The sequence below is a fragment of the Litorimonas sp. RW-G-Af-16 genome (assembly GCF_048319245.1).
Classification (GTDB): domain Bacteria; phylum Pseudomonadota; class Alphaproteobacteria; order Caulobacterales; family Maricaulaceae; genus Litorimonas.
The window spans coordinates 1,689,424-1,710,784 of sequence record NZ_CP166993.1 but is presented as its reverse complement, the minus strand read 5'-3'; the positions used below and the strand labels follow the sequence as shown (position 1 = coordinate 1,710,784).

The 21,361-nt window shown below is 52.8% G+C and carries 21 protein-coding genes, 4 pseudogenes and 2 riboswitches; of the genes and pseudogenes, 17 read left to right on the top strand and 8 right to left on the bottom strand.

The genetic code is table 11. From position 1 onward, the window contains the following. Nucleotides 1-60 precede the first annotated feature (60 nt). The gene (locus tag AB8615_RS08470) at nt 61-735 is read right to left on the bottom strand and encodes a DUF937 domain-containing protein (RefSeq protein WP_409432174.1); all 675 of its coding nucleotides are present in this window, start codon (nt 733-735) and stop codon (nt 61-63) included. Nucleotides 736-811: 76 nt separating this feature from the next. Continuing rightward, nucleotides 812-2,227, bottom strand: a complete 1,416-nt coding sequence (locus AB8615_RS08465; RefSeq protein WP_409432173.1) for a TldD/PmbA family protein — start codon at nt 2,225-2,227, stop codon at nt 812-814. Between the two features lie 193 nt (nt 2,228-2,420). Here AB8615_RS08465 and coxB point away from each other — a divergent pair, with 193 nt between their 5' ends. The 9 genes and pseudogenes from coxB to AB8615_RS08420 all read left to right on the top strand — a co-directional run bounded on the left by coxB (nt 2,421) and on the right by AB8615_RS08420 (nt 9,453). Next, entirely contained in the window at nt 2,421-3,302 is an 882-nt protein-coding gene (gene coxB / locus AB8615_RS08460; RefSeq protein WP_409432172.1) for a cytochrome c oxidase subunit II, read from the top strand. An 11-nt stretch (nt 3,303-3,313) separates the two neighbouring features. Continuing rightward, nucleotides 3,314-4,951 carry a cytochrome c oxidase subunit I gene (gene ctaD / locus AB8615_RS08455; RefSeq protein ID WP_409432171.1) on the top strand — a complete coding sequence of 546 codons (1,638 nt, stop codon included), beginning with the start codon at nt 3,314-3,316 and terminating at the stop codon, nt 4,949-4,951. Between the two features lie 42 nt (nt 4,952-4,993). Then, nucleotides 4,994-5,969 (top strand): annotated as a pseudogene (gene cyoE, locus AB8615_RS08450) (heme o synthase). 175 nt (nt 5,970-6,144) lie between these two features. Continuing rightward, nucleotides 6,145-6,717 (top strand): cytochrome c oxidase assembly protein, encoded by a 573-nt coding sequence (locus AB8615_RS08445; RefSeq protein WP_409432169.1) that lies wholly within the window; start codon nt 6,145-6,147, stop codon nt 6,715-6,717. Nucleotides 6,718-6,822: 105 nt separating this feature from the next. Beyond that, nucleotides 6,823-7,758 carry a cytochrome c oxidase subunit 3 gene (locus AB8615_RS08440; RefSeq protein ID WP_409432168.1) on the top strand — a complete coding sequence of 312 codons (936 nt, stop codon included), beginning with the start codon at nt 6,823-6,825 and terminating at the stop codon, nt 7,756-7,758. A 49-nt stretch (nt 7,759-7,807) separates the two neighbouring features. Next, entirely contained in the window at nt 7,808-8,152 is a 345-nt protein-coding gene (locus AB8615_RS08435; protein WP_418153076.1) for a DUF983 domain-containing protein, read from the top strand. A gap of 4 nt (nt 8,153-8,156) precedes the next feature. After that, nucleotides 8,157-8,468 carry an SURF1 family cytochrome oxidase biogenesis protein gene (locus AB8615_RS08430; RefSeq protein ID WP_418152179.1) on the top strand — a complete coding sequence of 104 codons (312 nt, stop codon included), beginning with the start codon at nt 8,157-8,159 and terminating at the stop codon, nt 8,466-8,468. Beyond that, a complete protein-coding gene (locus tag AB8615_RS08425) occupies nt 8,459-8,884 on the top strand; it encodes a hypothetical protein (protein WP_418152177.1) in 426 nt (141 codons plus the stop codon). The genes AB8615_RS08430 and AB8615_RS08425 overlap by 10 nt, the downstream gene beginning before the upstream one ends. Next, the gene (locus tag AB8615_RS08420) at nt 8,881-9,453 is read left to right on the top strand and encodes a GNAT family N-acetyltransferase (RefSeq protein ID WP_409432165.1); all 573 of its coding nucleotides are present in this window, start codon (nt 8,881-8,883) and stop codon (nt 9,451-9,453) included. Before AB8615_RS08425 ends, AB8615_RS08420 begins: the two co-directional genes overlap by 4 nt. A gap of 12 nt (nt 9,454-9,465) precedes the next feature. On the opposite strand, the gene AB8615_RS08415 is transcribed toward AB8615_RS08420, so the two are convergent. Both AB8615_RS08415 and AB8615_RS08410 read right to left on the bottom strand, forming a co-directional pair. After that, on the bottom strand, nt 9,466-10,044 hold the full coding sequence (locus tag AB8615_RS08415; protein ID WP_409432164.1) for a hypothetical protein: 579 nt from the start codon (nt 10,042-10,044) through the stop codon (nt 9,466-9,468). 82 nt (nt 10,045-10,126) lie between these two features. Continuing rightward, the gene (locus tag AB8615_RS08410; protein WP_409432163.1) at nt 10,127-10,693 is read right to left on the bottom strand and encodes a YqgE/AlgH family protein; all 567 of its coding nucleotides are present in this window, start codon (nt 10,691-10,693) and stop codon (nt 10,127-10,129) included. A gap of 124 nt (nt 10,694-10,817) precedes the next feature. Between AB8615_RS08410 and AB8615_RS08405 the strand changes: the two genes are divergently transcribed. The 3 genes from AB8615_RS08405 to AB8615_RS08395 are packed head-to-tail and all read left to right on the top strand — an operon-like array spanning nt 10,818 to nt 12,749. Further along, entirely contained in the window at nt 10,818-11,300 is a 483-nt protein-coding gene (locus tag AB8615_RS08405; RefSeq protein ID WP_409432162.1) for a peroxiredoxin, read from the top strand. Between the two features lie 39 nt (nt 11,301-11,339). Continuing rightward, complete coding sequence (locus AB8615_RS08400; protein ID WP_409432161.1) at nt 11,340-12,266, top strand: SPFH domain-containing protein; 927 nt, start codon at nt 11,340-11,342, stop codon at nt 12,264-12,266. 9 nt (nt 12,267-12,275) lie between these two features. Then, the gene (locus AB8615_RS08395; RefSeq protein ID WP_409432160.1) at nt 12,276-12,749 is read left to right on the top strand and encodes an NfeD family protein; all 474 of its coding nucleotides are present in this window, start codon (nt 12,276-12,278) and stop codon (nt 12,747-12,749) included. A gap of 11 nt (nt 12,750-12,760) precedes the next feature. Here AB8615_RS08395 and AB8615_RS08390 read toward each other — a convergent pair whose 3' ends face one another. The 3 genes and pseudogenes from AB8615_RS08390 to ispH all read right to left on the bottom strand — a co-directional run bounded on the left by AB8615_RS08390 (nt 12,761) and on the right by ispH (nt 14,715). Beyond that, complete coding sequence (locus AB8615_RS08390) at nt 12,761-13,144, bottom strand: hypothetical protein (protein ID WP_409432159.1); 384 nt, start codon at nt 13,142-13,144, stop codon at nt 12,761-12,763. 54 nt (nt 13,145-13,198) lie between these two features. Beyond that, nucleotides 13,199-13,666, bottom strand: a complete 468-nt coding sequence (gene rnhA, locus AB8615_RS08385) for a ribonuclease HI (protein ID WP_409434086.1) — start codon at nt 13,664-13,666, stop codon at nt 13,199-13,201. 46 nt (nt 13,667-13,712) lie between these two features. Continuing rightward, nucleotides 13,713-14,715 (bottom strand): annotated as a pseudogene (gene ispH / locus AB8615_RS08380) (4-hydroxy-3-methylbut-2-enyl diphosphate reductase). A gap of 139 nt (nt 14,716-14,854) precedes the next feature. On the opposite strand from ispH, the gene AB8615_RS08375 reads away from it, so the two are divergent. Next, complete coding sequence (locus AB8615_RS08375) at nt 14,855-15,469, top strand: hypothetical protein (protein WP_409432157.1); 615 nt, start codon at nt 14,855-14,857, stop codon at nt 15,467-15,469. 9 nt (nt 15,470-15,478) lie between these two features. Beyond that, a pseudogene (argS, locus tag AB8615_RS08370) lies at nt 15,479-17,261 on the top strand (arginine--tRNA ligase). Between the two features lie 7 nt (nt 17,262-17,268). Here the strand turns inward: argS and AB8615_RS08365 are convergent. Beyond that, complete coding sequence (locus AB8615_RS08365; RefSeq protein ID WP_409432155.1) at nt 17,269-17,637, bottom strand: hypothetical protein; 369 nt, start codon at nt 17,635-17,637, stop codon at nt 17,269-17,271. A gap of 112 nt (nt 17,638-17,749) precedes the next feature. Further along, nucleotides 17,750-17,852, top strand: a riboswitch (glycine riboswitch). 4 nt (nt 17,853-17,856) lie between these two features. Further along, nucleotides 17,857-17,925, top strand: a riboswitch (glycine riboswitch). A 37-nt stretch (nt 17,926-17,962) separates the two neighbouring features. On the opposite strand from AB8615_RS08365, the pseudogene gcvT reads away from it, so the two are divergent. The 3 genes and pseudogenes from gcvT (at nt 17,963) to gcvPA (ending at nt 21,037) form a co-directional block, all read left to right on the top strand. Beyond that, a pseudogene (gene gcvT / locus AB8615_RS08360) lies at nt 17,963-19,118 on the top strand (glycine cleavage system aminomethyltransferase GcvT). A 3-nt stretch (nt 19,119-19,121) separates the two neighbouring features. Then, a complete protein-coding gene (gene gcvH / locus AB8615_RS08355; protein WP_409432153.1) occupies nt 19,122-19,493 on the top strand; it encodes a glycine cleavage system protein GcvH in 372 nt (123 codons plus the stop codon). A gap of 203 nt (nt 19,494-19,696) precedes the next feature. Then, nucleotides 19,697-21,037, top strand: a complete 1,341-nt coding sequence (gene gcvPA, locus AB8615_RS08350) for an aminomethyl-transferring glycine dehydrogenase subunit GcvPA (protein WP_409432151.1) — start codon at nt 19,697-19,699, stop codon at nt 21,035-21,037. Nucleotides 21,038-21,361 lie beyond the last annotated feature (324 nt).

Below are 21,361 nucleotides of genomic sequence, written 5' to 3'. Positions count from 1 at the left end.
ACCCCAATAAAAAAGCCCGCTCGTTTGAGCGGGCTTTTTTGTATTTGATTTGGGCTTATCTTAGCGGCGGGAGTTCATGACCATGCCGAGGATGTCGTCCATTGTGCTACCGTCGCCATCTGCGTCGAGCATTTTGCCTATCATACCGAGGCCTTGCTGATGTGTCGCTGATTGCTGTTTCGCCGCACGGGCATTACCACCTGTTATCCCGCGCAAGATACCGCCGAGGCCACCTGATTGTTTGCCGCCCATAAGCTGTTGCATCGCCATTTGGCCGAGCATGGCTTGCATCCCGCCGCCTTGTTGTGCTTGTCCGCGTGTTTGTTTGGACAGGCTACCCATCGCCATCATCGCGACCATTGGCAGCATTTTTTTCAGGACATCTGCGCCAATACCTGTTTGCTCCGCCGCTTTGCCAGCGACCGCGCGGCTAACATCTTTGGACCCAAATAAATGACCGAGAATAGCATTGCCTTCATTGACAGCAGCAGGCGCACCGAGCTGTTGTGGATTATCAAGATACTGGTCGTGCTGCCCATTTTGCAGCGCACCGAGAAGCCCTGCGAGGCCTTGCGGGCTGGATGTATTTTGTTTTAGCGCAGATGATAGCGCGGGTAGAAGCGCTGCGATTGCGCTCTGAGATTGATTTTGATCCAGACCAAATTGCTGACCGACTTGCTGAGGCGCTTGACCGCCCGCCGCTTGCAAGATCATATCCATCATATTGATTACCATGTGTGATTTCCTCCATTCATGAACGGAAAGTCATAGCGGATGAAATCAGGCTTGGCGAGTCGGCTTTGCGGCAGGGTTAAACAGCGCTGCCGCCCACGGTCAGGTTCTCGACATAGAGCGTCGGTTGACCCACGCCCACTGGGACGCCTTGGCCAGCCTTGCCGCACACGCCGATCCCAGGGTCTAGTTCGCTATCATTGCCGATACGCTTGACTTGGGTCAGCACAGTTGGGCCGTCCCCGATCAAAGTGACGCCCTTGAGGGCTTCCTCGGGTTTACCGTTGCGCACGCGGTAGGCTTCGGTGCACTGGAAGACGAATTTGCCGTTGGTGATGTCAACTTGTCCGCCGCCAAAGTTCGTCGCGTAAATGCCGTCTTTTAGCCCTGCGAGAATTTCAGCGGGATCATCATTGCCGCTACGCATGTAAGTGTTGGTCATGCGCGGCATCGGCGCATGGGCGTAGCTTTCGCGGCGACCATTGCCTGTTGGAGTTTCGCCCATCAGCCGCGCATTGAGGCGGTCTTGCATAAAGCCAACGAGAATACCGTCTTCGATCAGTGTGGTGCAGCTGGTCGGCGTGCCTTCATCATCAATCGTCAGCGAACCGCGGCGGCCTGCAATCGTGCCGTCATCGACGACTGTTACCCCTGGCGCCGCCACACGTTGCCCCAGCTTGCCTGCAAATGCGCTCATGCCTTTGCGGATGAAATCACCTTCAAGGCCGTGGCCCATCGCTTCGTGTAGCAAGACACCGGGCCAACCCGGGCCGAGGACAACGTCCATCATGCCAGCTGGCGCAGGGACACTGTCGAGGTTCACTTGCGCTTGACGCAGGGCTTCTTGGGCGAGGGGCTTCCAGAAATCAGGGCTGATATAATCATCATAAGCGCGACGTCCGCCCGCACCCGCATAACCGCTCTCGCGGCGACCATCTTTTTCTGCTGTGATTTGAATGTTCAGGCGCACGAGGGGGCGAATATCGTCATAGCGCTCACCGCCCGCTTTCAGGATCGCAATCGCGCGACGGGAGCCAGACAGGGTCGCAGTGACCTGCACCACGCTGCTATCGAGCGCGCGGCAATAGGCATCGATTTCCTGCAACAATTCGACTTTGACGCCAAAGCCCGGATCGCTGACGGGATCAATATCGGGATAAAGCTTCGTATTCGTGCGCTGCGGAGGCAGGGCGACAGTGGCGTTGTGGCCAGCCTTGGCGAGGGAGACTGCATCGACCGCGCGCGCGAGCGCTTCGGGCGTCATTTCCGTGCCTTGTGCAAATCCAGACGTTTCGCCCGCCACACATCTCAGGCCAAATCCGCGAGTCGTATCGAAATTGGCAGACTTTAGTCGTCCGTCGTCAAGGGTCAGCGACTCAGATGCGCTGCGTTCCACGAATAATTCCCCGTCATCCGCCCCGTTCAAGGCCGAATCAACGTGGGACTGAGCGGCTTCCGCCGTAAGAGCGCTATCTTGGAAGACAAAATCGGACATAAGTGACACTTTTTATAATTGAAGGCTTTATCTAGGGGTTTTAGCAGGATAAACAACCGCTAGAGTCTTCCTTTGGAAGCAACAATGCGACAATCCGCGCCGCAAAACACCCCTGTTTTGTTGGGGCGTCGCCATATATAGACCACGCAACATTCGCCGCAGACGTGCGCGAAGAGAAATTAAAGAGGCTTTCATGCGTTTCAAACGCCCTAATATTGGCTCATTGGTCGGAGGCGCAGCTGCGTCCCTCCTTATGAGCGCGTCCGTGATGGCGCAAGATTCCCTCGGTAAACCTGTCGAAAAAGGGTATTGGCTGCAAGATTCAGCCACACCTGTGATGGATGAACTGACTCGTGTTCACAATCTGGTGTTCTACATCATTTGCGGCATTGTCGCATTCGTGACCGTGTTGTTACTCTACATCATGATCCGTTTCCGCGAAAAAGCGAACCCTGTGCCGTCCAAGACCTCGCACAATACAATGATTGAAGTCGTCTGGACGATTGTGCCCGTGCTAATCCTCCTTGTCATGGTCGTGCCGAGTATGCAGCTACTGTATATGCAGGACCGCTTGCCAGAGACAGAAATGACAGTGAAGGCCGTCGGGAATACGTGGAACTGGGAATATTCTTATCCCGACTACGAAAATGTCGATAGCTTTGTGTCTAATCCGCTCGACCAAACGGCGGCGAAAGAAGCTGGCGTGCCATATCTTCTCGCGACAGACGCCGCGCTCGTTGTGCCAGTCGATACCAAGATCAAAGTTCTCGTGACATCTGTGAATAATATGCATAGCTGGGCGATGCCGAGCTTTGGCGTGAAAATGGACGCAGTTCCAGGCATCATCAACGAGACTTGGTTCGAAGTCACAAAAGAAGGCACGTTCTACGGACAGTGTTCAGAAATTTGCGGTGCGAAGCATTACTTCATGCCGATCGAAGTCAAAGCCGTGAGTAAAGCAGAATTTGCACAGTGGATCGCCAATGACGGCGAATTCACAACGCAAACTGCCAGCCTTGACGCACCAACATCTAATAATATGGGCGGCGGTGTGATTACTGCAGCTCAGAAGTAGAGGACGATATAATGGTTGCTATTCCTGACAGCACAGGTGGTTACGGCGCAGGTGATGCGCATGATGACAAGCCCGGCTTCTTTGCGCGTTGGTTCTATTCGACCAACCATAAAGACATCGGCACGCTTTACCTGATCTTTGGTATTATTTCCGGCCTGATCGGTGGTTTCCTCTCATTTATGATGCGGATGGAGCTGGCCGCGCCCGGTATTCAATTCTTTTCAAGCGAGCATCAATACCTTGTTTTCGTGTCGATGCATGGTTTGATCATGATCTTCTTTATGGTCATGCCGGCCCTTATTGGGGGCTTTGGTAACTGGTTTGTGCCGATTATGATTGGTGCGCCTGATATGGCGTTCCCGCGCATGAACAACCTCTCATTCTGGCTTCTGCCTACAGCTTTGATCTGTCTTTTGATCAGTTTCTTTGTGCCTGGAGCGGCAGAAGGCGATGGCTTTGGGGGTAGTTGGGTGATGTATCCACCGCTCTCGACGACTGGCTCACCAGGGCCGTCATTTGACTTCATTATTATCGGCCTATTGGCGGCGGGTTTCTCGTCCATCTTTGGTGCGATTAACTTCATTACGACAATCCTGAACATGCGTGCGCCTGGCATGACAATGCATAAAATGCCTTTGTTTGCGTGGTCAGTCTTGGTCACAGCATTCCTGCTGCTCCTTGCGCTTCCTGTTCTTGCAGCGGCCTTGTTCATGTTGTTCACAGACCGTATTGACGGCGGCACAGGCTTCTTTGACCCTGCTCGCGGTGGCGACCCGCAAATGTTCCAGCATCTATTCTGGTTCTTCGGTCACCCTGAAGTTTACATCATGATCCTGCCGGCCTTTGGTATTGTCTCTCACGTGATCTCAACCTTCTCCAGAAAGCCGATCTTCGGTTATCTCGGTATGGCCTATGCCATGGTCGCGATTGGCGTTGTTGGCTTCGTCGTGTGGGCTCACCACATGTATACAGTCGGCATGGACGTGAATTTGAAGGCTTATTTCTTGGCGGCGACAATGATTATTGCCGTGCCAACAGGGGTTAAAATCTTCTCATGGCTCGCGACGATGTGGGGCGGGTCGATCCGTTACTCTATCCCGATGCAGTGGGCGATTGCGTTTATCTTCCTTTTTGTTGTCGGTGGTGTGACAGGCGTGATGCTCGCCAATGCGGGTGTCGATACTTACCTACATGATACTTACTATGTCGTGGCTCACTTCCATTACGTGCTGTCTATGGGCGCCGTATTTGGTATCTTCTGTGGCTTCTACTACTGGTTCGGTAAAATGTTTGGCGTGCTGTATAATAAGTGGCTTGCCGCCGCTCATTTCTGGCTATTCTTTATCGGCGTGAACGTGATCTTCTTCCCACAACATTTCTTGGGCCTGAACGGTATGCCGCGTCGTTATGTGGATTATCCTGAAGCGTTTACATTCTGGAACGAAGTGTCGTCCTTTGGTGCCTATATCACCCTCGCAGGTGTGGCTTTCTTCTTCCTGATGCTGCTGGAAGCCTTCATTGTCCGCCGCAAGGCCGAAGACAATTACTGGGGCGAGGGCGCGACGACATTGGAGTGGACATTGCCAAGCCCACCCCCTTTCCACATTTTCAATACGCTGCCGCGTATTGAGGAGACAGAAAAGCACTAAGTGACCTCTTCGTCTCATAACACATTAGGGGAGGCCGTATCGATTGATGCGGCCTTCAACACGTCTGGCCTAGCGCCAGCGTCGGGTTTGTCACTGGCTGAACCGCGCGATTATTTTGCGCTCATGAAGCCCCGCGTTATGAGCCTTGTCGTCTTTACAGCTTGGGCGGGACTGGTCCTCGCGCCAGGGAGTTTGCCGCTTTGGAGCGCGATTGCCTCAATCATTTGCATTGCCGCAGGGGCAGGAGCCTCTGGCGCTCTGAACATGTGGTATGACGCCGATATTGACGCACAAATGAGCCGCACCAAGAAGCGCCCCATTCCCCAAGGCAAAATGGCCCCTCGGGCCGCGCTTGGTTTCGGTTTGGCAGTGAGTATCGCCTCCGTCTGGATGCTCTATATTGCATCCAATCTCGTGGCGGCTGGACTTCTCGCGTTCACAATTTTCTTTTATCTTGTGATCTACACGATGTGGCTAAAGCGTAGCACGCCGCAAAATATCGTGATTGGCGGCGCAGCGGGTGCGTTCCCGCCTATGATCGGCTACGCCGCAGTCACAGGGTCTATCACGCTCGATAGTGTTTTGCTGTTCATGATCACCTTCATGTGGACGCCCCCGCATTTTTGGGCACTCGCGCTTTATAAGGCTGGGGATTACGGCAAGGTCGGTATTCCTATGATGCCGAATGTCGCGGGGCCTAAATCGACCCGTCTGCAAATTATGATCTATAGCGTGATTTTGACCGCTGTGACACTCGCGCCGATCGCCACGGGTATGGGCGGCACGCTTTATGCCGTGGCTGCAGTCCTGTTAAATCTAGGCTTCTTGGCGTTGGCGTTCAAAGTCTGGAAATCGCGCGCAGGCGAGAAAAAAGACGCGGCTCGACGAGGCTTCGCTTTATGCCGTGACGCAAGGTGACCGCGCAGCCCGCAATTTGTTTTTCTACTCTATCTTATACCTCTTCGCGCTATTCGGCGTATTGGCGGCTGAGGGATTGTTGAAAGGATTTGGCGCATGAGAGAATATCGCGACACACCCACTAATTTTGTTGAGCCAACACCCGCCGAGTTAAAAGCCCGCTCGCGGCGCAATATCGCATTGGCAGTCGGGCTTCTGACCTTTATGATTTTTATATTCGTAACAATGGTTTTGCGCGGATAAACTGGACACAGGCTAGAGAAAGGACGTCAGGCATGGGATCGAACACCAAGACTCTGAAGATTTTGACGGGCGTCGCCATTGGCATGCTCGGCCTCGGCTTTGCGTCTGACCCGCTCTATGACACGTTCTGCAAAGTAACCGGCTACGCTGGCACGACGCGCGTTGCGGAAGAAAACCTCTCAGAAGTGATCGACCGGACAGTCGTTGTGAAATTCGACTCCAATACCGCCAGCGGGTTGCCATGGAAATTTATTCCTGATCAACGCGATATGACGGTCAATCTCGGCGCCTCGGGACTGGCATATTACACTGCTAAAAACACGAGCCCTGTGCCAATCACGGGTATCGCAAACTTCAACGTCACACCGATCAAAGCGGCGCCGTTTTTCATCAAGACTGACTGCTTTTGTTTCGAAGAGGTGACATTGCAACCGGGGCAGGAAATGCCACTGCCTGTCTTGTTCTTTGTTGACCCACAACTCAATGATGATGACCGCTTATCAGACGTCAAAGAAATTACCCTGAGCTACACATTCTTTGAGAGTGGAAATCAGACTGATGCCACAAAAAAAGCTGCTTCTAGCGGTGTTGAGACTTTAAACTAGGAAAACCGATATTGCGGGCGAGGGTCTGCTTGGTTATACCGCACACATATATGCGCAGAATCTCGCTGACATAATGGCGGGATCGCGACAAAAGGGACGAATATCATGGCCGGACACGCCGTCGAACACGACTATCACCTCATTCCACCTAGCCCGTGGCCTTTCCTTTCTGGCCTAGCCGCCCTTATCTGGGGCCTTGGCATGGTGTCGTTTTTTGCAGGTCTCGTTCCTCGCACGGGCGAAAGTCCCATGATGGAGTTTTTCTTTGCCAAAGGTTTGGACACAATCCAAGGTAAAGAAGGCGCATCTGGCGGTTGGATCATTTTGGTCTTGGGAGTCTTTTTTGCGGCCTATGTGATGTTTGGTTGGTGGCGCGATGTGGCGCGTGAGTCGGCTGCGGGCGATCATACACCTGTCGTTGATATTGGCCTGCGCTACGGCATGATCATGTTTATCATGCAAGAAGCGATGTTCTTCGTCGGTTGGTTCTGGATGTTTTTCGAAATTGGTCTGTTCCATAAAATGCGGGCTGGCTGGAACCAAGACATTCTGGAAAATGCCTCAGCCTATGCTGACTCTATGGCGCCAGGTATTAAAGCCGTAGATCCGTGGCATTTGCCGCTAATGAACACGCTGATCCTGTTACTGTCTGGCTGTACTGTGACGTGGGGGCATCACGCCTTGATCCACGGTGACCGTAAAGGCGCCAAGTGGGGTTTGGGCCTGACGGTTGCGCTCGGCTTCTTCTTCATCGGTGTTCAAGCCTATGAATATATGGAGTTATTTCACGGCCGCGAAGAGGGTTATCCTTGGCTTTCAACAGACTCGTTCGGCTCGGCCTTCTTCCTCGCGACCGGCTTCCATGGTCTACACGTTCTGATCGGTGCGATCTTCTTGCTCGTCTGTTGGGCGCGGGTGATGCGCGGCGGTATGAAGCCAGAAAAGCATTTCGGCCTCGAAGCAGCGGCTTGGTATTGGCACTTCGTTGATGTCGTCTGGCTATTCTTGTTCGCCTTTGTCTATGTCATTCTCGCCCCGTAAGGGCGAGGTTTGACCGTGGCGCGTCGGCGTCGCCTCTCTCCCGTTCAAACTGGCCTTCGGGAGTCGGTGCCCTGCCTGTGGTGAAGGCAATCTGTTCAAGGGTTTCCTGAAATTCCAAGAGGAATGCGAGGCCTGCGGCACGGATTTCCGAGATGAAGACGCGGGCGACGGGCCAGCTTTCTTTGCCATGTTTGCCGTCTTGATTGTGATTATCCCGATGGCCATCGCTTTTCAAATGGTGACAGGTGTGCCGATGTGGCTAGAGCTTCTGATCTGGGGGCCAGTCATCATTGGTCTCTGCCTCTTTTTATTGCGGAAGCTACGCGGGGTGATGTTTAACACGGCTTGGCGCCGCAATGCGCGTGAAGTTCCTGCGAAAGACATGAAACAATAAACTCATGAAGCTGTCATTCAAACCTATGCCGTGGCTCACTGTCTTTGCCGTTCTAGGCTTGGCGCTTCTGCTCAAGCTCGGCTTTTGGCAGAAAGACCGTCTGGAATGGAAGACAGACTTACTGGCGAGTGTTGAAGCCGCTGCAGATGCGCCTGCCTTTAAGAGCCTTTCAGATGTTGTTGTGGCAATGGAAGCGGGAGATCCCGTCGACTTTCGCCGTTATGCGTTTGAAACACAGATGGTCGCTGGGGCCGATGGGTATTACGTTTACGATCCTGCGCAGGGGGGCTGGCGTGGCGAGCCTTTATGCGCATGATGAATTCTGGTGTGCGGGTCTATGTGGGCACGGTTGTGCGTGTGAGCGAAACCGAAGTTGCAACCAAACGCCTAGACCCTGCTATTTATACCGACGGCGCGTCCTCTGGCTATGTCCGCCTAGCGCCAGAGGCGGCTTCAGGATTTGGAAAGACCATAAAGGCGCAGCCTGACCCCAAGACTAATCGCTGGTTTGCATTTAACCAAAATGACCTTTGGGCGGACGACAATACCCGCATGGAAATTTGGCTGGATGAGCATAAAATCGAGATTGATACAGACCTTCCGCCCCTCCGTCCTGATATTCCTAATAATCACCGCGATTATATGTGGACATGGTTTATCTTTGCGGGGCTGCTGATCATTTTTTATTTGTTGATCCATTTCCGTGCTGGACGGTTGGGCGTGAAGCGATGAGGGCGCCGGGGACACACACAGTCCTAACAGCGCAGGCCGCTGGTGGGGCGATTGTCTTGCGCCATCCCAACTGGGCAGATTATGAGGCCTGGGCAGATCTACGCGCACGCAACCAAGATTATCTCATGCCGTGGGAGCCAGAATGGACGGACGCGCATTTATCCCGCAACCTTTATAAAGCCCGCCTTAACCGCCTGAAAAAATGGGTCGCGAAAGATACGGCCTATCCCTTTCATGTGTTTCGAGCGGGGACAGATGTGTTGATTGGAGCTTGCAATATCACGCATATTGAACGCGGGTCGGCGCAGTCGGCCAAGCTGGGTTATTGGATCGGGGAGGGGTTTGCGCGACAAGGTTTTGCTCGCGCCGCCGTGAAATCAACGACGACATTTTGCTTTGAGAAGCTCGGTCTGCACAGGGTTGAAGCGGCTGTGCAGCCAGACAATGAGGCTTCCATCAAAGTGTTGGAGGCAGTTGGTTTTACTTATGAAGGCCGAGCGCGAGGCTATTTAAAAATCAACGGGGAGTGGCGCGATCACCTAATCTACGCCAAGCTCAGCGCGGACTGATCAAACGAGCCATTAGGGCGCGATCCGCCGTCCACCACGCCTCCCTTCGCCGCGTTGTGGCCGAACCTCGCGTTCAGCGGAGCGATCCTCAAGGCCGTTACGGGACATGGAAAACACTCGTACCATCTCAGAAAACTCAACGATCTGGTCATCATTATCATCAGCGCGATCAAACATTTCCTGCAAGGCATCGTCAAATTCTACGCGTGTAATGACCTGATCGATATTGCGGTCAAAAGCAAAATTCCCTGGCGGGGCCGAGAGCGAGCCGAGGGATTTGACGCGCCACGCTTCTAGCTCAAACAGGTTTAAACTCCCGCTATCATCGGTATCTGCGGCTGTAAAAGCTGCGGCTTGACCCGCCCGAAACTCCACCAAATGGACGCTGTAATCTGCGTTCTGATCAAAACTCGCGAGCAGCAGCGCACCTGGACGGATGGCGGTAACAGGGCCGCTCGGGCGATCATCGCGCTTGGGTTTTTCACGCGTTTGAAGCTGCTCAACATCGCGCGGGGCATATTGCGCATGGGCGAAGTTTGGGACAATCATCGCAGCTAGAAGCGAGAGAGAACATAAAAAGGTAAGTCGCATGAGGTTTTTTCCGTGAGAGTATGACCCCGCCTTAGCGATGATCTTTCGCCCGCGCACCTTACCTTTCGGAGAGATTACAGCCTTAAGCGCGTCCGCCGCTACGGGACAACATTTCAGGGCTTATGCCCATGCCTGATAGAGCTTTCGTCCACTTCCCATCCAGATCGGACTCGAAGATTAAAGCTTCATCCGCCTCAGTCACTAACCACGCATTCTGCATAATTTCCGACTCCAACTGCCCCGCGCTCCAGCCAGCATAGCCCACGGCGAGCATGGCCTTGTCAGGAGAATCGTCGCTGACGAGTGCTCGCAGAACATCTTTTGTGGCCGTCATAGACAGCGTGTCAGATAGTTCTGAGCTAACATCAGGGATGAAATAATCAGGACTGTGCAGAACGAAGCCGCGGTCAATGTCAACGGGCCCGCCCGATAGGACAGGACTATCAGCCACGCGCAAATCGCCTTCAATGTCGATCTTTTCCAGAAGCTCGGACAGGTGCAAACCTTTCTCGCTCTTATTGATCATGATGCCCATCGCGCCTTTAGCATCGTGCGAGCAAATATAGATCACAGATTTTGTGAATCGGGGGTCACCCATATCAGGGGTCGCGAGCAGGATATGGCCTGCATATGTTGGATGATCAGTCATGTGTGCAATGTGAGGTTATTTACCAAAAATTCAACCCGCTTACCGCGACATCTTGCCAAGGGCGCGCATACGCCCCATATATTGAAAGACAATAAACCAAAGACAGACCGAATCGGAGAGACCCATGGCAATTAAAACTGGCGACAAAATGCCGAGTGCGACCTTGATGCAAATGGGGCCAGACGGGCCGCAGCCTGTCAGCACGGATGATCTCTTTAAAGGCTCAAAAGTCGCATTATTTGCTGTACCAGGGGCCTTCACGCCAACTTGTTCCGCCAAGCATTTGCCAGGCTTCAAAGAACGCGCGGATGAGCTTCGCGCCAAAGGTGTCGATAAGATCGCTTGCACATCGGTCAACGATGTTTTCGTCATGGATGCTTGGGGTAAATCTCAAGACGCTGGCGATGATATTATGATGCTCGCAGACGGGAATGGCGATTTCGCCAAAGCAGTAGGATTGCAACTGGACGCGACAGGTTTTGGTATGGGCAGCCGCTCTCAACGCTACGCCATGGTCGTTAATGACGGCGTGGTCGAGCAAGTGTTTGTCGAAGATGGCGGCGAGTTTAAAGTTAGCTCGGCCGATTATATGCTGGATCATATGTAGGTGCCCCAAAAGGGCTGACACACATTAAAGGGGACTAACATGAACTTAGACAACTTCATTCCGATTGCCTTGGTGGCGCTGATCCTTTTTGTGATCATGAAAACCATTCGGATCGTGCCGCAGGGTGCAGAATGGACATTGGAAGAATTTGGCCGCTATTCCAAAACGCTGAAGCCAGGTCTGGCTTTCGTTATTCCTTTTTATCAGCGCATATCTAACAAAGTCGATATGCGCGAACGTGTGATCGACATTCCCTCGCAAGAAGTCATTACCAAAGATAATGTCATGGTTACAGCTGACGCTGTGGTCTTTATCCAAGTGATTGACGCGCGAATGTCGACCTATGAAGTCAGCAATCTTGAGAACGCAATCCAGAACCTCTGCCAGACGAATGTGCGTACGGTTGTGGGCTCAATGGACCTCGACGAAGTGCTGTCTAATCGTGATGTCATTAACGCGAAACTTCTTATGGTGATTGACCAAGCAACAGACACATGGGGCACGAAAGTCACGCGTATTGAGATCAAAGACCTGTCCCCACCTGCTGACATTACTCAAGCGATGAATAAGCAGATGAAGGCGGAACGGGAAAAGCGCTCTGACATTTTGCTCGCGGAAGGGATGAAGCAAAGCTCAATCCTCAAAGCTGAGGGCGAGAAAGAAGCGGCAATCCGCGAAGCCGAGGGCCGGAAGCAAGCCGCTTTCTTGGATGCCGAAGCCCGCGAACGCGAGGCGCAAGCCGAGGCCGAAGCGACACGTATGGTGAGCGACGCGATTGCCAAAGGTGACGTCAACGCCGTGAACTATTTTGTCGCGCAAGAATATGTAAAAGCCTTTGGCGAATTGGCGAAAAGCCCTAACCAAAAGACGGTGATTGTGCCAGCAGAGCTATCTGGTCTGGCCGCGACCGTTGGCGGCTTAGGCGCGTTATTGGAGTCAGGCGGTAAGACACCTGCGAAGAAATAGGGGGCCAAGATGGACACAGAACCAAATGCTCTAATCCAAATGCTCGACAGCATGAACGCCACGCGCTGGGCAATCCTTGGTATTGTCTTGTTGGGGCTCGAATTGATCACTGGCACGACCTACATTCTATGGCCGGCTGTGGCCGCGCTCATTTTGGCGGTTGTCGTATTTATCCTGCCACTCGGCTGGGAAATGCAATTCTTGCTCTTCTTCGTACTGTCCACGATTTTGCTGGTCGCAGGGCATTTTTACCTCAAGCCGAAGTTCAAAAGTGGCGAGCCATCCGATCTCAATGACCGCGCCCGTTCAATGGTAGGTGCGCGCGTTAAAGCTGTCTCTGACTTTGAAATCGGACGCGGTCGCGTGAAAGTTGGCGACAGTGAATGGGGTGCGGCGATGGAAACTGGCAATGCCAAAGCTGGAGATGAACTCCGTGTGGTCGAAGTAAAAGGCGCAACGCTTTGGGTGGAACCTGCAGGGTAGGACAGCCGCCATTATTTGTTGGCTATCCGTGATCTGCGGTCGTCAATAATCTGACTGGGTTCGATGATCTCGGTCTCTCCATCCGTATAAATGAGTTTAATTTTTTCACCGTCTTGCAGCCAATCCGCCCAACAATCAGGATCTACTAAAACGGTGTCATGATCTAAAAGATCACTCTCATCATAAGCGCAGAGGGCTGCTTTTTGATTTTCAAGTAAGAAATAATTGACGATTTCGTAACCGCCCGATCCTGTGCCAGACAAATCATAAGAGTGTGTCCAAGCCGTTGTTTGAACAACTAACATAATTTTTTCGGAGTCACTTTCAAAAGATTGTGCATTAGCCAAATGCGGCTGAGAAAAAGCTACAACTATTAGGAAAAGAATTTTCTTCATAATAAGCTCCCTGTTCAGGCTTTGATTCATTACTGGTTGCGGCGTATTTCACGCTCACCTATCCCGCGGAATTCCTTCACCCGCCAGCGCGTCAGCGCGTTCATTGCCGATGTCGCCCGCGTGGCCTTTGACCCATTGCCACGTGATGTCTCGGCTCTGATTGAGTGCGTCGAGGCGTATCCATAGGTCTTTATTGACAACGGGTTTTTTATCAGCCTTTTTCCAGCCCCGCTTCTTCCAGCCATGTATCCATTCCGTGATCCCCTTGAGGACGTAAGTGCTATCCGTGAATATCACAACCTTGCCTTGGTAGCTGGGTTTAATTGCTTCGAGTGCTTTGATAACGGCCATCATTTCCATGCGGTTATTGGTTGTCTCGCGCTCGCCGCCTTTTAGCTCTTTTGTCTTATTGCCAAAATACATGATCGCGCCCCAACCACCTGGTCCAGGATTACCTGAGCATGCGCCGTCTGTGTAGATCACGAGTGCGCCGTCTAGCGCGCCAGGGGGCAGCTCTGGCACAGGTGGGATTCTCTTTTTGCGCGGTTTCGTGGCCACGGCGGGAGGGCTAGGCTTCCGCCGCATCTTGCAACAAGGTCAGTTGACGTGGGAGGCGGAAGATCACTTTCTCTTTCGTCACCTCAACTTCCTCGCACGTCACGTCATAGCGCGAGCGCAGGGCGGCCAAGACACCGTCGGTTAAATATTCTGGCGCACTTGCCCCTGCTGAGAGGCCGATTACATCTGCGGCGTCGACCTTAGCCCAATCAATCGAGATCGTGGGAGCTAATCAACATGGCGTCATTCGCGCCCGCTTTCGCCGCAACTTCGACGAGTCGTTTGGAATTAGACGAGGCAACAGAGCCCAGCACGAGCATGAGATCGCAACGCTCCGCAATCGCTTTGACAGCCATTTGGCGATTTGTTGTCGCGTAACAAATGTCTTCTTTATAGGGCAGGGCGATAGACGGGAACCGTGATTTGAGAATGGCGATCATCTCCGCCGTGTCGTCAACCGACAGGGTGGTTTGCGTGACAAGGGCGAGATTGTCAGGATCTAAAGGTTGGATATTGCGGGCGTCTTCCTCGGTCTCGATCAATGTCATTGTACCCGCAGGGAGTTGCCCCATTGTGCCAATCACTTCGGGATGGCCTGTGTGACCGATCAGCAGGATATGATGCCCTGCAGCTGCGTGTTTTTCTGCCTCTACATGGACTTTTGACACCAGAGGACATGTGGCGTCCAAATAATTCATATTGCGAGCTTGAGCCGCCGCTGGAACAGATTTTGGGACGCCGTGCGCTGAAAATACAACAGGGCGATCATCGGGACATTCTTCCAATTCCTCGACAAAAACCGCACCCAATTCGACCAAGCGCTCGACGACGTGGCGGTTATGTACGATTTCGTGTCGCACATAGACAGGAGCACCGTAAGCTTCGATGGATTTCTCAACAATCTGAATCGCGCGATCAACGCCTGCGCAGAAGCCGCGCGGAGCTGCCAGCAGGACAGACTTCGTTTTTCGCGCTGTGTCATCGGGACGATTGCGTTCCAAGGTCGCTGACATTAAATTCTCCTCATTGCGAGCGCTTTCGCGTATCTGTGCATTGCGGGTTGCGGCGCATCTGTCTATGACCCTATAGCACGCTGGCACCGCTTTCTATAGAGAGATGGCAGCAAAAAACGGCAATATTAGGATTATCCGCATGCAAACATCGACCCGCAAATCTGGCTTCTCGACACGCGCGAAATGGATCGGCCTGGCCATGGTCGGCGTCTTGGCGTTGAGCGGCTGCAAAAGCACGAAAGAGACACTGCAGATCGGCGACGCTGGCGAGAAAAACCCTGGCCCTTGCCCCCGCGCCTTTGCTTTATATGACGCTGCACGGATCGTGGAATTCCGCGGGCAGGCGCAGCGCTTTGATAATGTTGGATTTACGGGCGAAGTGCTGAATGTGCGCAGCTTATGCCGTTATTACAGCACGGAACCGATTGTCGCCGATCTTGATCTGACGTTCGAACTAGGGCGCGGCCCTGCAGCGAGCGCCCAAGATACAGCGACCTACGAGTATTTCGTGGCCGTCACGCGTAAGAATGCGGCCGTCATCGAAAAGCAGACCTTCCCGCTTCAGGTTACATTCCCCGCAGGCAAAGACCGTATCACAGTTGTTGAAACCATCGACAAGATCGTGATTCCGAGGGCGACTGAAACAACCTCAGGCGTAAACTTTGAAATTGTTGTTGGTTTCGTCGTGACCCCCGAACAACGCGACTTTAACGCCCAAGGCAAGCGCTTCCGTATTAATGCAGGCCAGAACTAAGTCTCTCCCATGCGCAGTGTATTAGATATTTTAGACGCGGCCTGTCGCGCAGCCTTCGAGTCTATGGGCTTCCCCGCAGAGATTGGCGCTGTTCGCGAATCGGATCGACCCGACATTGCACCGTTCCAATGCAACGGCGCTATGGCGGCAGCGGGAATCGCGAAGAAGCGCGGCGAGAAAGTAAACCCACGTGAGATTGCGGCGAAAGCAGTTGAGATACTGTCTGGCAATTCCGACATCGCGGCGATTGAAATTGCGGGAGCCGGGGTTTATCAACCTCTCCCCCAGTGAATACCTCATAACGACTCGCGCCAAAGCGCTCGCGGCTGATGCTAAAGTGGGGTTGACGGCTGTCGAGAGCCCATTGACGGTTGTCGTGGATTACGGCGGTGCCAATGTTGCCAAGCCGATGCATGTCGGACACCTCCGCTCTGCCGTGATTGGCGAAGCCATTAAACGTATGCTGCGCGCGCAAGGCCACACGGTGATTGGCGATGTGCATATGGGCGATTGGGGGCTGCAAATGGGGCATCTGATTTCAGAGCTACAAAGCGAGCAACCAGACTTGCCATATTTCGATCCAGATATCACAGACGGCTATCCGAGCGAACCTCCTGTCACGATGGACGATCTTGCGCGGCTTTATCCGTTAGCGTCAAATAAGGCCAAGGCGGACAAGGCTCGGATGGAAGCTTCCCGCATTGCCACGGCAGAGCTGCAAGCGGGCCGCCCAGGTTACCGTGCTTTGCTAGATCATTTCATCGATGTGTCCGTAGCTGCTCTAAAAATTGGCTATGGCAATTTGGGCGTAGAGTTTGATTTGTGGAAGGGCGAGGCCTGTGTTGATCCGCTAATTCCTGACATGATTAAGGGCTTAAAAGCTAAGGGTATTACCGAAGAAGATGACGGCGCATTGATCATACGTGTCGAAGACGAGGACGAGTCTAAAACCGTTCCACCCGTCATGTTGCTGGCGAGTTCAGGGGCGGTTCTCTATCATACCACAGACCTCGCAACTCTGGTTGACCGTAAGGCCGAGATTGATCCTGACCTCATTTTGTATGTCGTTGATCAACGGCAAGCACTACATTTTGAACAAGTCTTCCGGGCTGCTGTCAAAGCGGGTTGGTATGATCGTGAGCAAATGGTGCATCTGGGCTTTGGTATGATGAACGGCAAAGACGGAAAACCATTTAAGACCCGCGAAGGCGGTGTCTTGCGGTTGGAAGACTTATTGGACATTATGAACGCTGCCGCCGCGAGACGGCTCTCTGATTCTGGCATTGGCGCAGATTTTGACGCGGCTGAACGTGCTGAAATCGCGCGTAAAGTCGGCTTGGCCGCTCTAAAATTCGCGGACCTGCAAAATGCGCGTTTGACAAATTATGTCTTTGATCCTGAGCGCTTCACGGCTTTTGAAGGCAAAACGGGGCCCTATCTTTTATACGCCGCTGTGCGGATCAAATCGATCCTGCGCAAAGCCGCAGATCAAGGTGTGGCGATGGGCGATATTCTTGTAACAGAACCCGCGGAGCAACAGCTGGTGCTGGCGCTTGATAGTTTTGACCGCGCAGTGACTGCGGCGAGCGATAAATACGCCCCGCATTTGATTTGTGATCATGTCTACCGTTTGGCGCAGAGCTTTTCGCGTTTTTACACGGATTGCCCGATCCTTGTCGACGGAACGCCAGAGGCTGTCAAATCATCCCGCCTCCGGCTGGCAGAAACTACGCTTCGCCAGCTAGAGATGGGTCTTGATATTCTGGGCATACAAGCGCCGGAACGCATGTAGCTTCGGATTACTGATTAGGATTATAGGCCTGAGCCAAGGCTTGCTGCTGCACATGGACGGGCTGTGCGGGAGCGGGTGCGGGGGCTTGCGCTGTTGCCGCCTGTGGTGCTTGAACGGGCGCAGCTTGAGCGGGCGTTGCCTGACGCGCAGGGGCCGTCCCTACTGTTTTAACAGGCACATCCACGCGATTTTGACCTTGATAAGCCCGAAAACCCTTCGCGGCGTCCAGACATTCCGCATACATATCCAAAATATCTTTGAGATTACGTTCACCCCAGACACCTTGACCCTTGAGTTTATTAAGGAGCTCGAACGCGACTTCGGCTTCTGACTTCCCTGAACCCTTGCTGGCGGAATTGGCGTTTTCTTCTGACATAGTGTGATCCTTTGTGTTGCGCGTATTATAAACAGGCGGCGTTAAAATATCGTGATGATCTGGAAATGGGTTGATTGACTCATTTATCAGAATCCATCATAGTTTTTGATAACTCCTCCAGATGGGAGAGAACCGTTTGATTGTTATGCACTCAAACGGTCGCCGAAGGCGCAACCGCCCCGGAAACGCTCAGGCAAATGGACCGTTTGGAGTTAATACGCTGGAAAGAGGGCCACTTGGTGTGAGGCCCCGCCGAAGGAGTAAATCTCTCAGGCCCGTCAGGACAGCTGGTGGCACGAAAGTCGGCTTGGCCGAGAGTGTCCATATGAGTGATTTAAAGCAAACAAGCCTACATGCCATCCACGTTGAACTCGGCGCTAAAATGGTACCCTTCGCGGGCTATGATATGCCGGTGCAATATCCGATGGGAGTTCTAAAAGAACATCTCCATACGCGGGAGAAGGCGGGCCTGTTCGACGTGTCACATATGGGGCAAGTGTTCTTGGTACCAAGCGATAAGGACTTCGGGACAGTTGCCAAAGCTCTCGAAAAACTTGTGCCAGCAGACATTCAAAGCCTGGCGCCAGGGCAGCAGCGGTATTCCCAATTCCTCAATGAAGACGGCGGTATCTTGGACGACCTGATGATCTCCCGCCTAGGGATGAAAGGGTATGAACATGTGCTTTACTTGGTCGTCAATGCAGGCTGCAAAGACGCGGACTATGCACATCTGAGTAAGCATATGCCAAAGGGTGTCGAGGTTCAGATCAAAGACGACACGCTTGCCTTGATCGCTCTGCAGGGAGCCGCGGGCGAAAGATATTCTGGGCTGTTTCAATGCCGATGTCGAAGCGCTGACCTTCATGACACACACCGATTTGCCTCTCTCTGGCACGTTAGACGGCGACCCAATTTGGGCCCATGTCTCGCGCTCTGGCTACACGGGCGAAGACGGCTATGAAATCTCGGTCAAACACGATGATGTCGGGCAGTTGGTCGAGGAACTCCTCAAATATGACGATGTTGAACCTATTGGGTTGGGCGCGCGTGACAGCTTGCGGATGGAGGCTGGATTATGCCTCTACGGCCACGACATCGACACGACGACCAGTCCGATTGAGGCGGGTTTGATCTGGTCGATCCAGAAAAATCGTCGCGACGGTGGGGGGTATCTCGGCGCAGCACGGGTTGAAAAAGAGATTGCAAACAAACCTAAGCGCAAATTAGTCGGTATCAAACCCGAAGGCCGTGCGCCAGCGCGCGAACACACCGAAATTCAGGACATGGACGGGAACACTATCGGCGAGATTACGTCTGGCGGTTTTGGCCCGACTGTCGAAGGCCCTGTCGCAATGGGTTATGTTGCCACAAAATTCGCCAAAACGGGCACAGATATTCAACTCATAGTACGCGGCAAAGCGCGTCCTGCAACCGTCGTGAAAATGCCTTTCGCGCCGCATCGTTATTACAGAGGAACCTAAATTATGAGCATTTATTTTACCGAAGATCACGAATGGATCAAAGTGGACGGCGATAACGGCGTTGTCGGCATTTCGCCTTATGCGGCGAAACAGCTGGGTGATGTTGTCTTTGTCGAACTGCCAGAAATTGGCCGTGAGATGGGCAAGGGTGATGAAGCCGCAGTTGTTGAGTCCGTCAAAGCCGCGTCTGAAGTCTACGCGCCTGTCTCGGGCGAAGTAACAGAAGTGAACGCAAAGCTCGAAGACGCGCCCGAAACAGTCAACGCATCCGCCGATGATGCTGGCTGGTTTCTCAAGATTAAAATTTCGGACGCGTCAGAGCTAGAGAGCCTGATGGATGAAGCGGCCTATAAGGCCTATTGCGACGGCTTGTAATCATGGCGATGATGCAACGTGTTCTTTTCCATGTCTTAGCATTTTATGCGTTTGGAAATGGAATGTGGCTGCTCATCCGTTGGGCTCAGGATACGAACCCCTTCAAAGATAATTTTATTCTCGTGGTGGGCCTAATTAGCCTTCTGATCGGTCTAGCTGGTTTCATTTTAAGTTTTATGAAACTCGATAAAAAGGATAATTAAATGCGCTACCTCTCCCTCAATGACCGCGATAGAGCGGCCATGCTCGATGTTATCGGTGTGAAATCTATTGATGATCTATTTTTAGATGTGCCAGAAGCGGCGCGACTGAATGGCTTGATTGACCTGCCAAAAAAACAGTCAGAACAATCGGTTGAGCGTTACATGTCGCGCCTGTCAAACAAGTCGGTCAGCGCGTCATCTGTGCCGTTCTTCTGTGGAGCAGGGGCCTATAAGCATCACATCCCTGCGACGGTTGATCATTTGATTCAACGCTCAGAATTCCTGACAGCTTACACGCCCTATCAGCCAGAAATCAGCCAAGGCACGCTGCAAACTTTGTTTGAATTTCAAACGCAAGTCGCGTTGCTGACGGGTATGGAAGTGGCAAATGCGTCCATGTATGACGGCTCCACCGCTTGTGCCGAAGCGGTTGTTATGGCGCGGCGCGTGACACGCAAAACCAAAGCTATTTTGGCCCCCGGTCTGCATCCGCAATACGCGGCGGCAACGCAGACTTTGGCGAAAACGCTCGACATCCAAATCAACGAAGTCACGCCAGAGATGGGGGCAGATCAAGGCGTCTTGGACTTAATCAATGACGACACGGCCTGCGTGGTTGTGCAGTCCCCCAACGTCTTCGGCGAGATCGTTGATCTCGCGCCTATCGCGGAAAAAGCGCATGCACATAAAGCGTTACTCATCGCGGTGTTCACTGAGCCCGTGGCGCTGGCGGCGATCACTCCGCCGGGCGAGCAAGGTGCAGATATCGTCGTGGGTGAGGGTCAAGGGCTAGGCGTTGGCCTTAACTTTGGCGGGCCGCATGTGGGTTTGTTTGCATGCCGCGAAAAGCTGGTGCGGCAGATGCCAGGCCGAGTTTGCGGCGAAACTGTTGATGCCAATGGCGAGCGCGGTTATGTCCTCACTCTCTCCACGCGAGAACAACATATTCGACGCGAAAAAGCGACGTCCAATATTTGCACAAATAGCGGTCTCTGCTGCCTCGCTTTCACCATTCATATGAGCTTGCTCGGCGATGCTGGCATCAAGCAGCTTGCCACGCTGAACCACGAAAATGCCTGCCACATGGCGGATATTATCGACGGGATTAAGAGCGCCGAAGTCCTGAACGATACCTTCTTTAATGAGTTTACGGTCAAGTTAAACAAACCCGCAGCTGAGGTCGTCGAAGCGCTTGCTGCCAAAGACATTCTCGGCGGCGTTCCGTTCTCTCGGATCAGCGGCGGGCAGCACGAAGACTTGCTCCTCGTCTGCGTGACCGAGGTGGTGACTGATGAAGACATGCATGCCTTTGGGTACGCGCTAGAGGAGGTTTTGGGATGATATGTGCATTGTTTAAAGGTAGAGTATCACGTGCGCCCGAAAAGCAGCATGTGTCGGACCAAGAACTGATCGAAGATCTGGCAAAATCTTGGTGCTATTATGCGCAATATGTCAAAAACAACAAAAGTTTGAATGAAAAAATCGAGTATTTTCGCAATACTAAACGCGACTATATAAGCGACAGGTATTTGAGTCATCAGTCCGTTACCAAGAATGATATCGACTCCCTGATATATCAAGGTATTTCATTGGGTGCGAAATGGGACGATGGGGAAAACAATTATGTCCAAAAGTGCTTGGACTCTAATTTTTTATCTAAGGGAA

Excerpts from the sequence above, each read along its gene's own strand:
- coxB (WP_409432172.1), top strand. The coding sequence starts at position 2,421 with ATGCGTTTCAAACGCCCTAATATTGGCTCATTGGTCGGAGGCGCAGCT.
- AB8615_RS08400 (WP_409432161.1), top strand. The coding sequence starts at position 11,340 with ATGAACTTAGACAACTTCATTCCGATTGCCTTGGTGGCGCTGATCCTT.
- AB8615_RS08375 (WP_409432157.1), top strand. The coding sequence starts at position 14,855 with ATGCAAACATCGACCCGCAAATCTGGCTTCTCGACACGCGCGAAATGG.
- AB8615_RS08420 (WP_409432165.1), top strand. The coding sequence starts at position 8,881 with ATGAGGGCGCCGGGGACACACACAGTCCTAACAGCGCAGGCCGCTGGT.
- AB8615_RS08440 (WP_409432168.1), top strand. The coding sequence starts at position 6,823 with ATGGCCGGACACGCCGTCGAACACGACTATCACCTCATTCCACCTAGC.
- ctaD (WP_409432171.1), top strand. The coding sequence starts at position 3,314 with ATGGTTGCTATTCCTGACAGCACAGGTGGTTACGGCGCAGGTGATGCG.
- gcvH (WP_409432153.1), top strand. The coding sequence starts at position 19,122 with ATGAGCATTTATTTTACCGAAGATCACGAATGGATCAAAGTGGACGGC.
- gcvPA (WP_409432151.1), top strand. The coding sequence starts at position 19,697 with ATGCGCTACCTCTCCCTCAATGACCGCGATAGAGCGGCCATGCTCGAT.
- AB8615_RS08395 (WP_409432160.1), top strand. The coding sequence starts at position 12,276 with ATGGACACAGAACCAAATGCTCTAATCCAAATGCTCGACAGCATGAAC.
- AB8615_RS08445 (WP_409432169.1), top strand. The coding sequence starts at position 6,145 with ATGGGATCGAACACCAAGACTCTGAAGATTTTGACGGGCGTCGCCATT.
- AB8615_RS08405 (WP_409432162.1), top strand. The coding sequence starts at position 10,818 with ATGGCAATTAAAACTGGCGACAAAATGCCGAGTGCGACCTTGATGCAA.
- AB8615_RS08390 (WP_409432159.1), bottom strand. The coding sequence starts at position 13,144 with ATGAAGAAAATTCTTTTCCTAATAGTTGTAGCTTTTTCTCAGCCGCAT.
- AB8615_RS08425 (WP_418152177.1), top strand. The coding sequence starts at position 8,459 with ATGCGCATGATGAATTCTGGTGTGCGGGTCTATGTGGGCACGGTTGTG.
- AB8615_RS08365 (WP_409432155.1), bottom strand. The coding sequence starts at position 17,637 with ATGTCAGAAGAAAACGCCAATTCCGCCAGCAAGGGTTCAGGGAAGTCA.
- AB8615_RS08415 (WP_409432164.1), bottom strand. The coding sequence starts at position 10,044 with ATGCGACTTACCTTTTTATGTTCTCTCTCGCTTCTAGCTGCGATGATT.
- AB8615_RS08465 (WP_409432173.1), bottom strand. The coding sequence starts at position 2,227 with ATGTCCGATTTTGTCTTCCAAGATAGCGCTCTTACGGCGGAAGCCGCT.
- AB8615_RS08430 (WP_418152179.1), top strand. The coding sequence starts at position 8,157 with ATGAAGCTGTCATTCAAACCTATGCCGTGGCTCACTGTCTTTGCCGTT.
- AB8615_RS08470 (WP_409432174.1), bottom strand. The coding sequence starts at position 735 with ATGGTAATCAATATGATGGATATGATCTTGCAAGCGGCGGGCGGTCAA.
- AB8615_RS08410 (WP_409432163.1), bottom strand. The coding sequence starts at position 10,693 with ATGACTGATCATCCAACATATGCAGGCCATATCCTGCTCGCGACCCCT.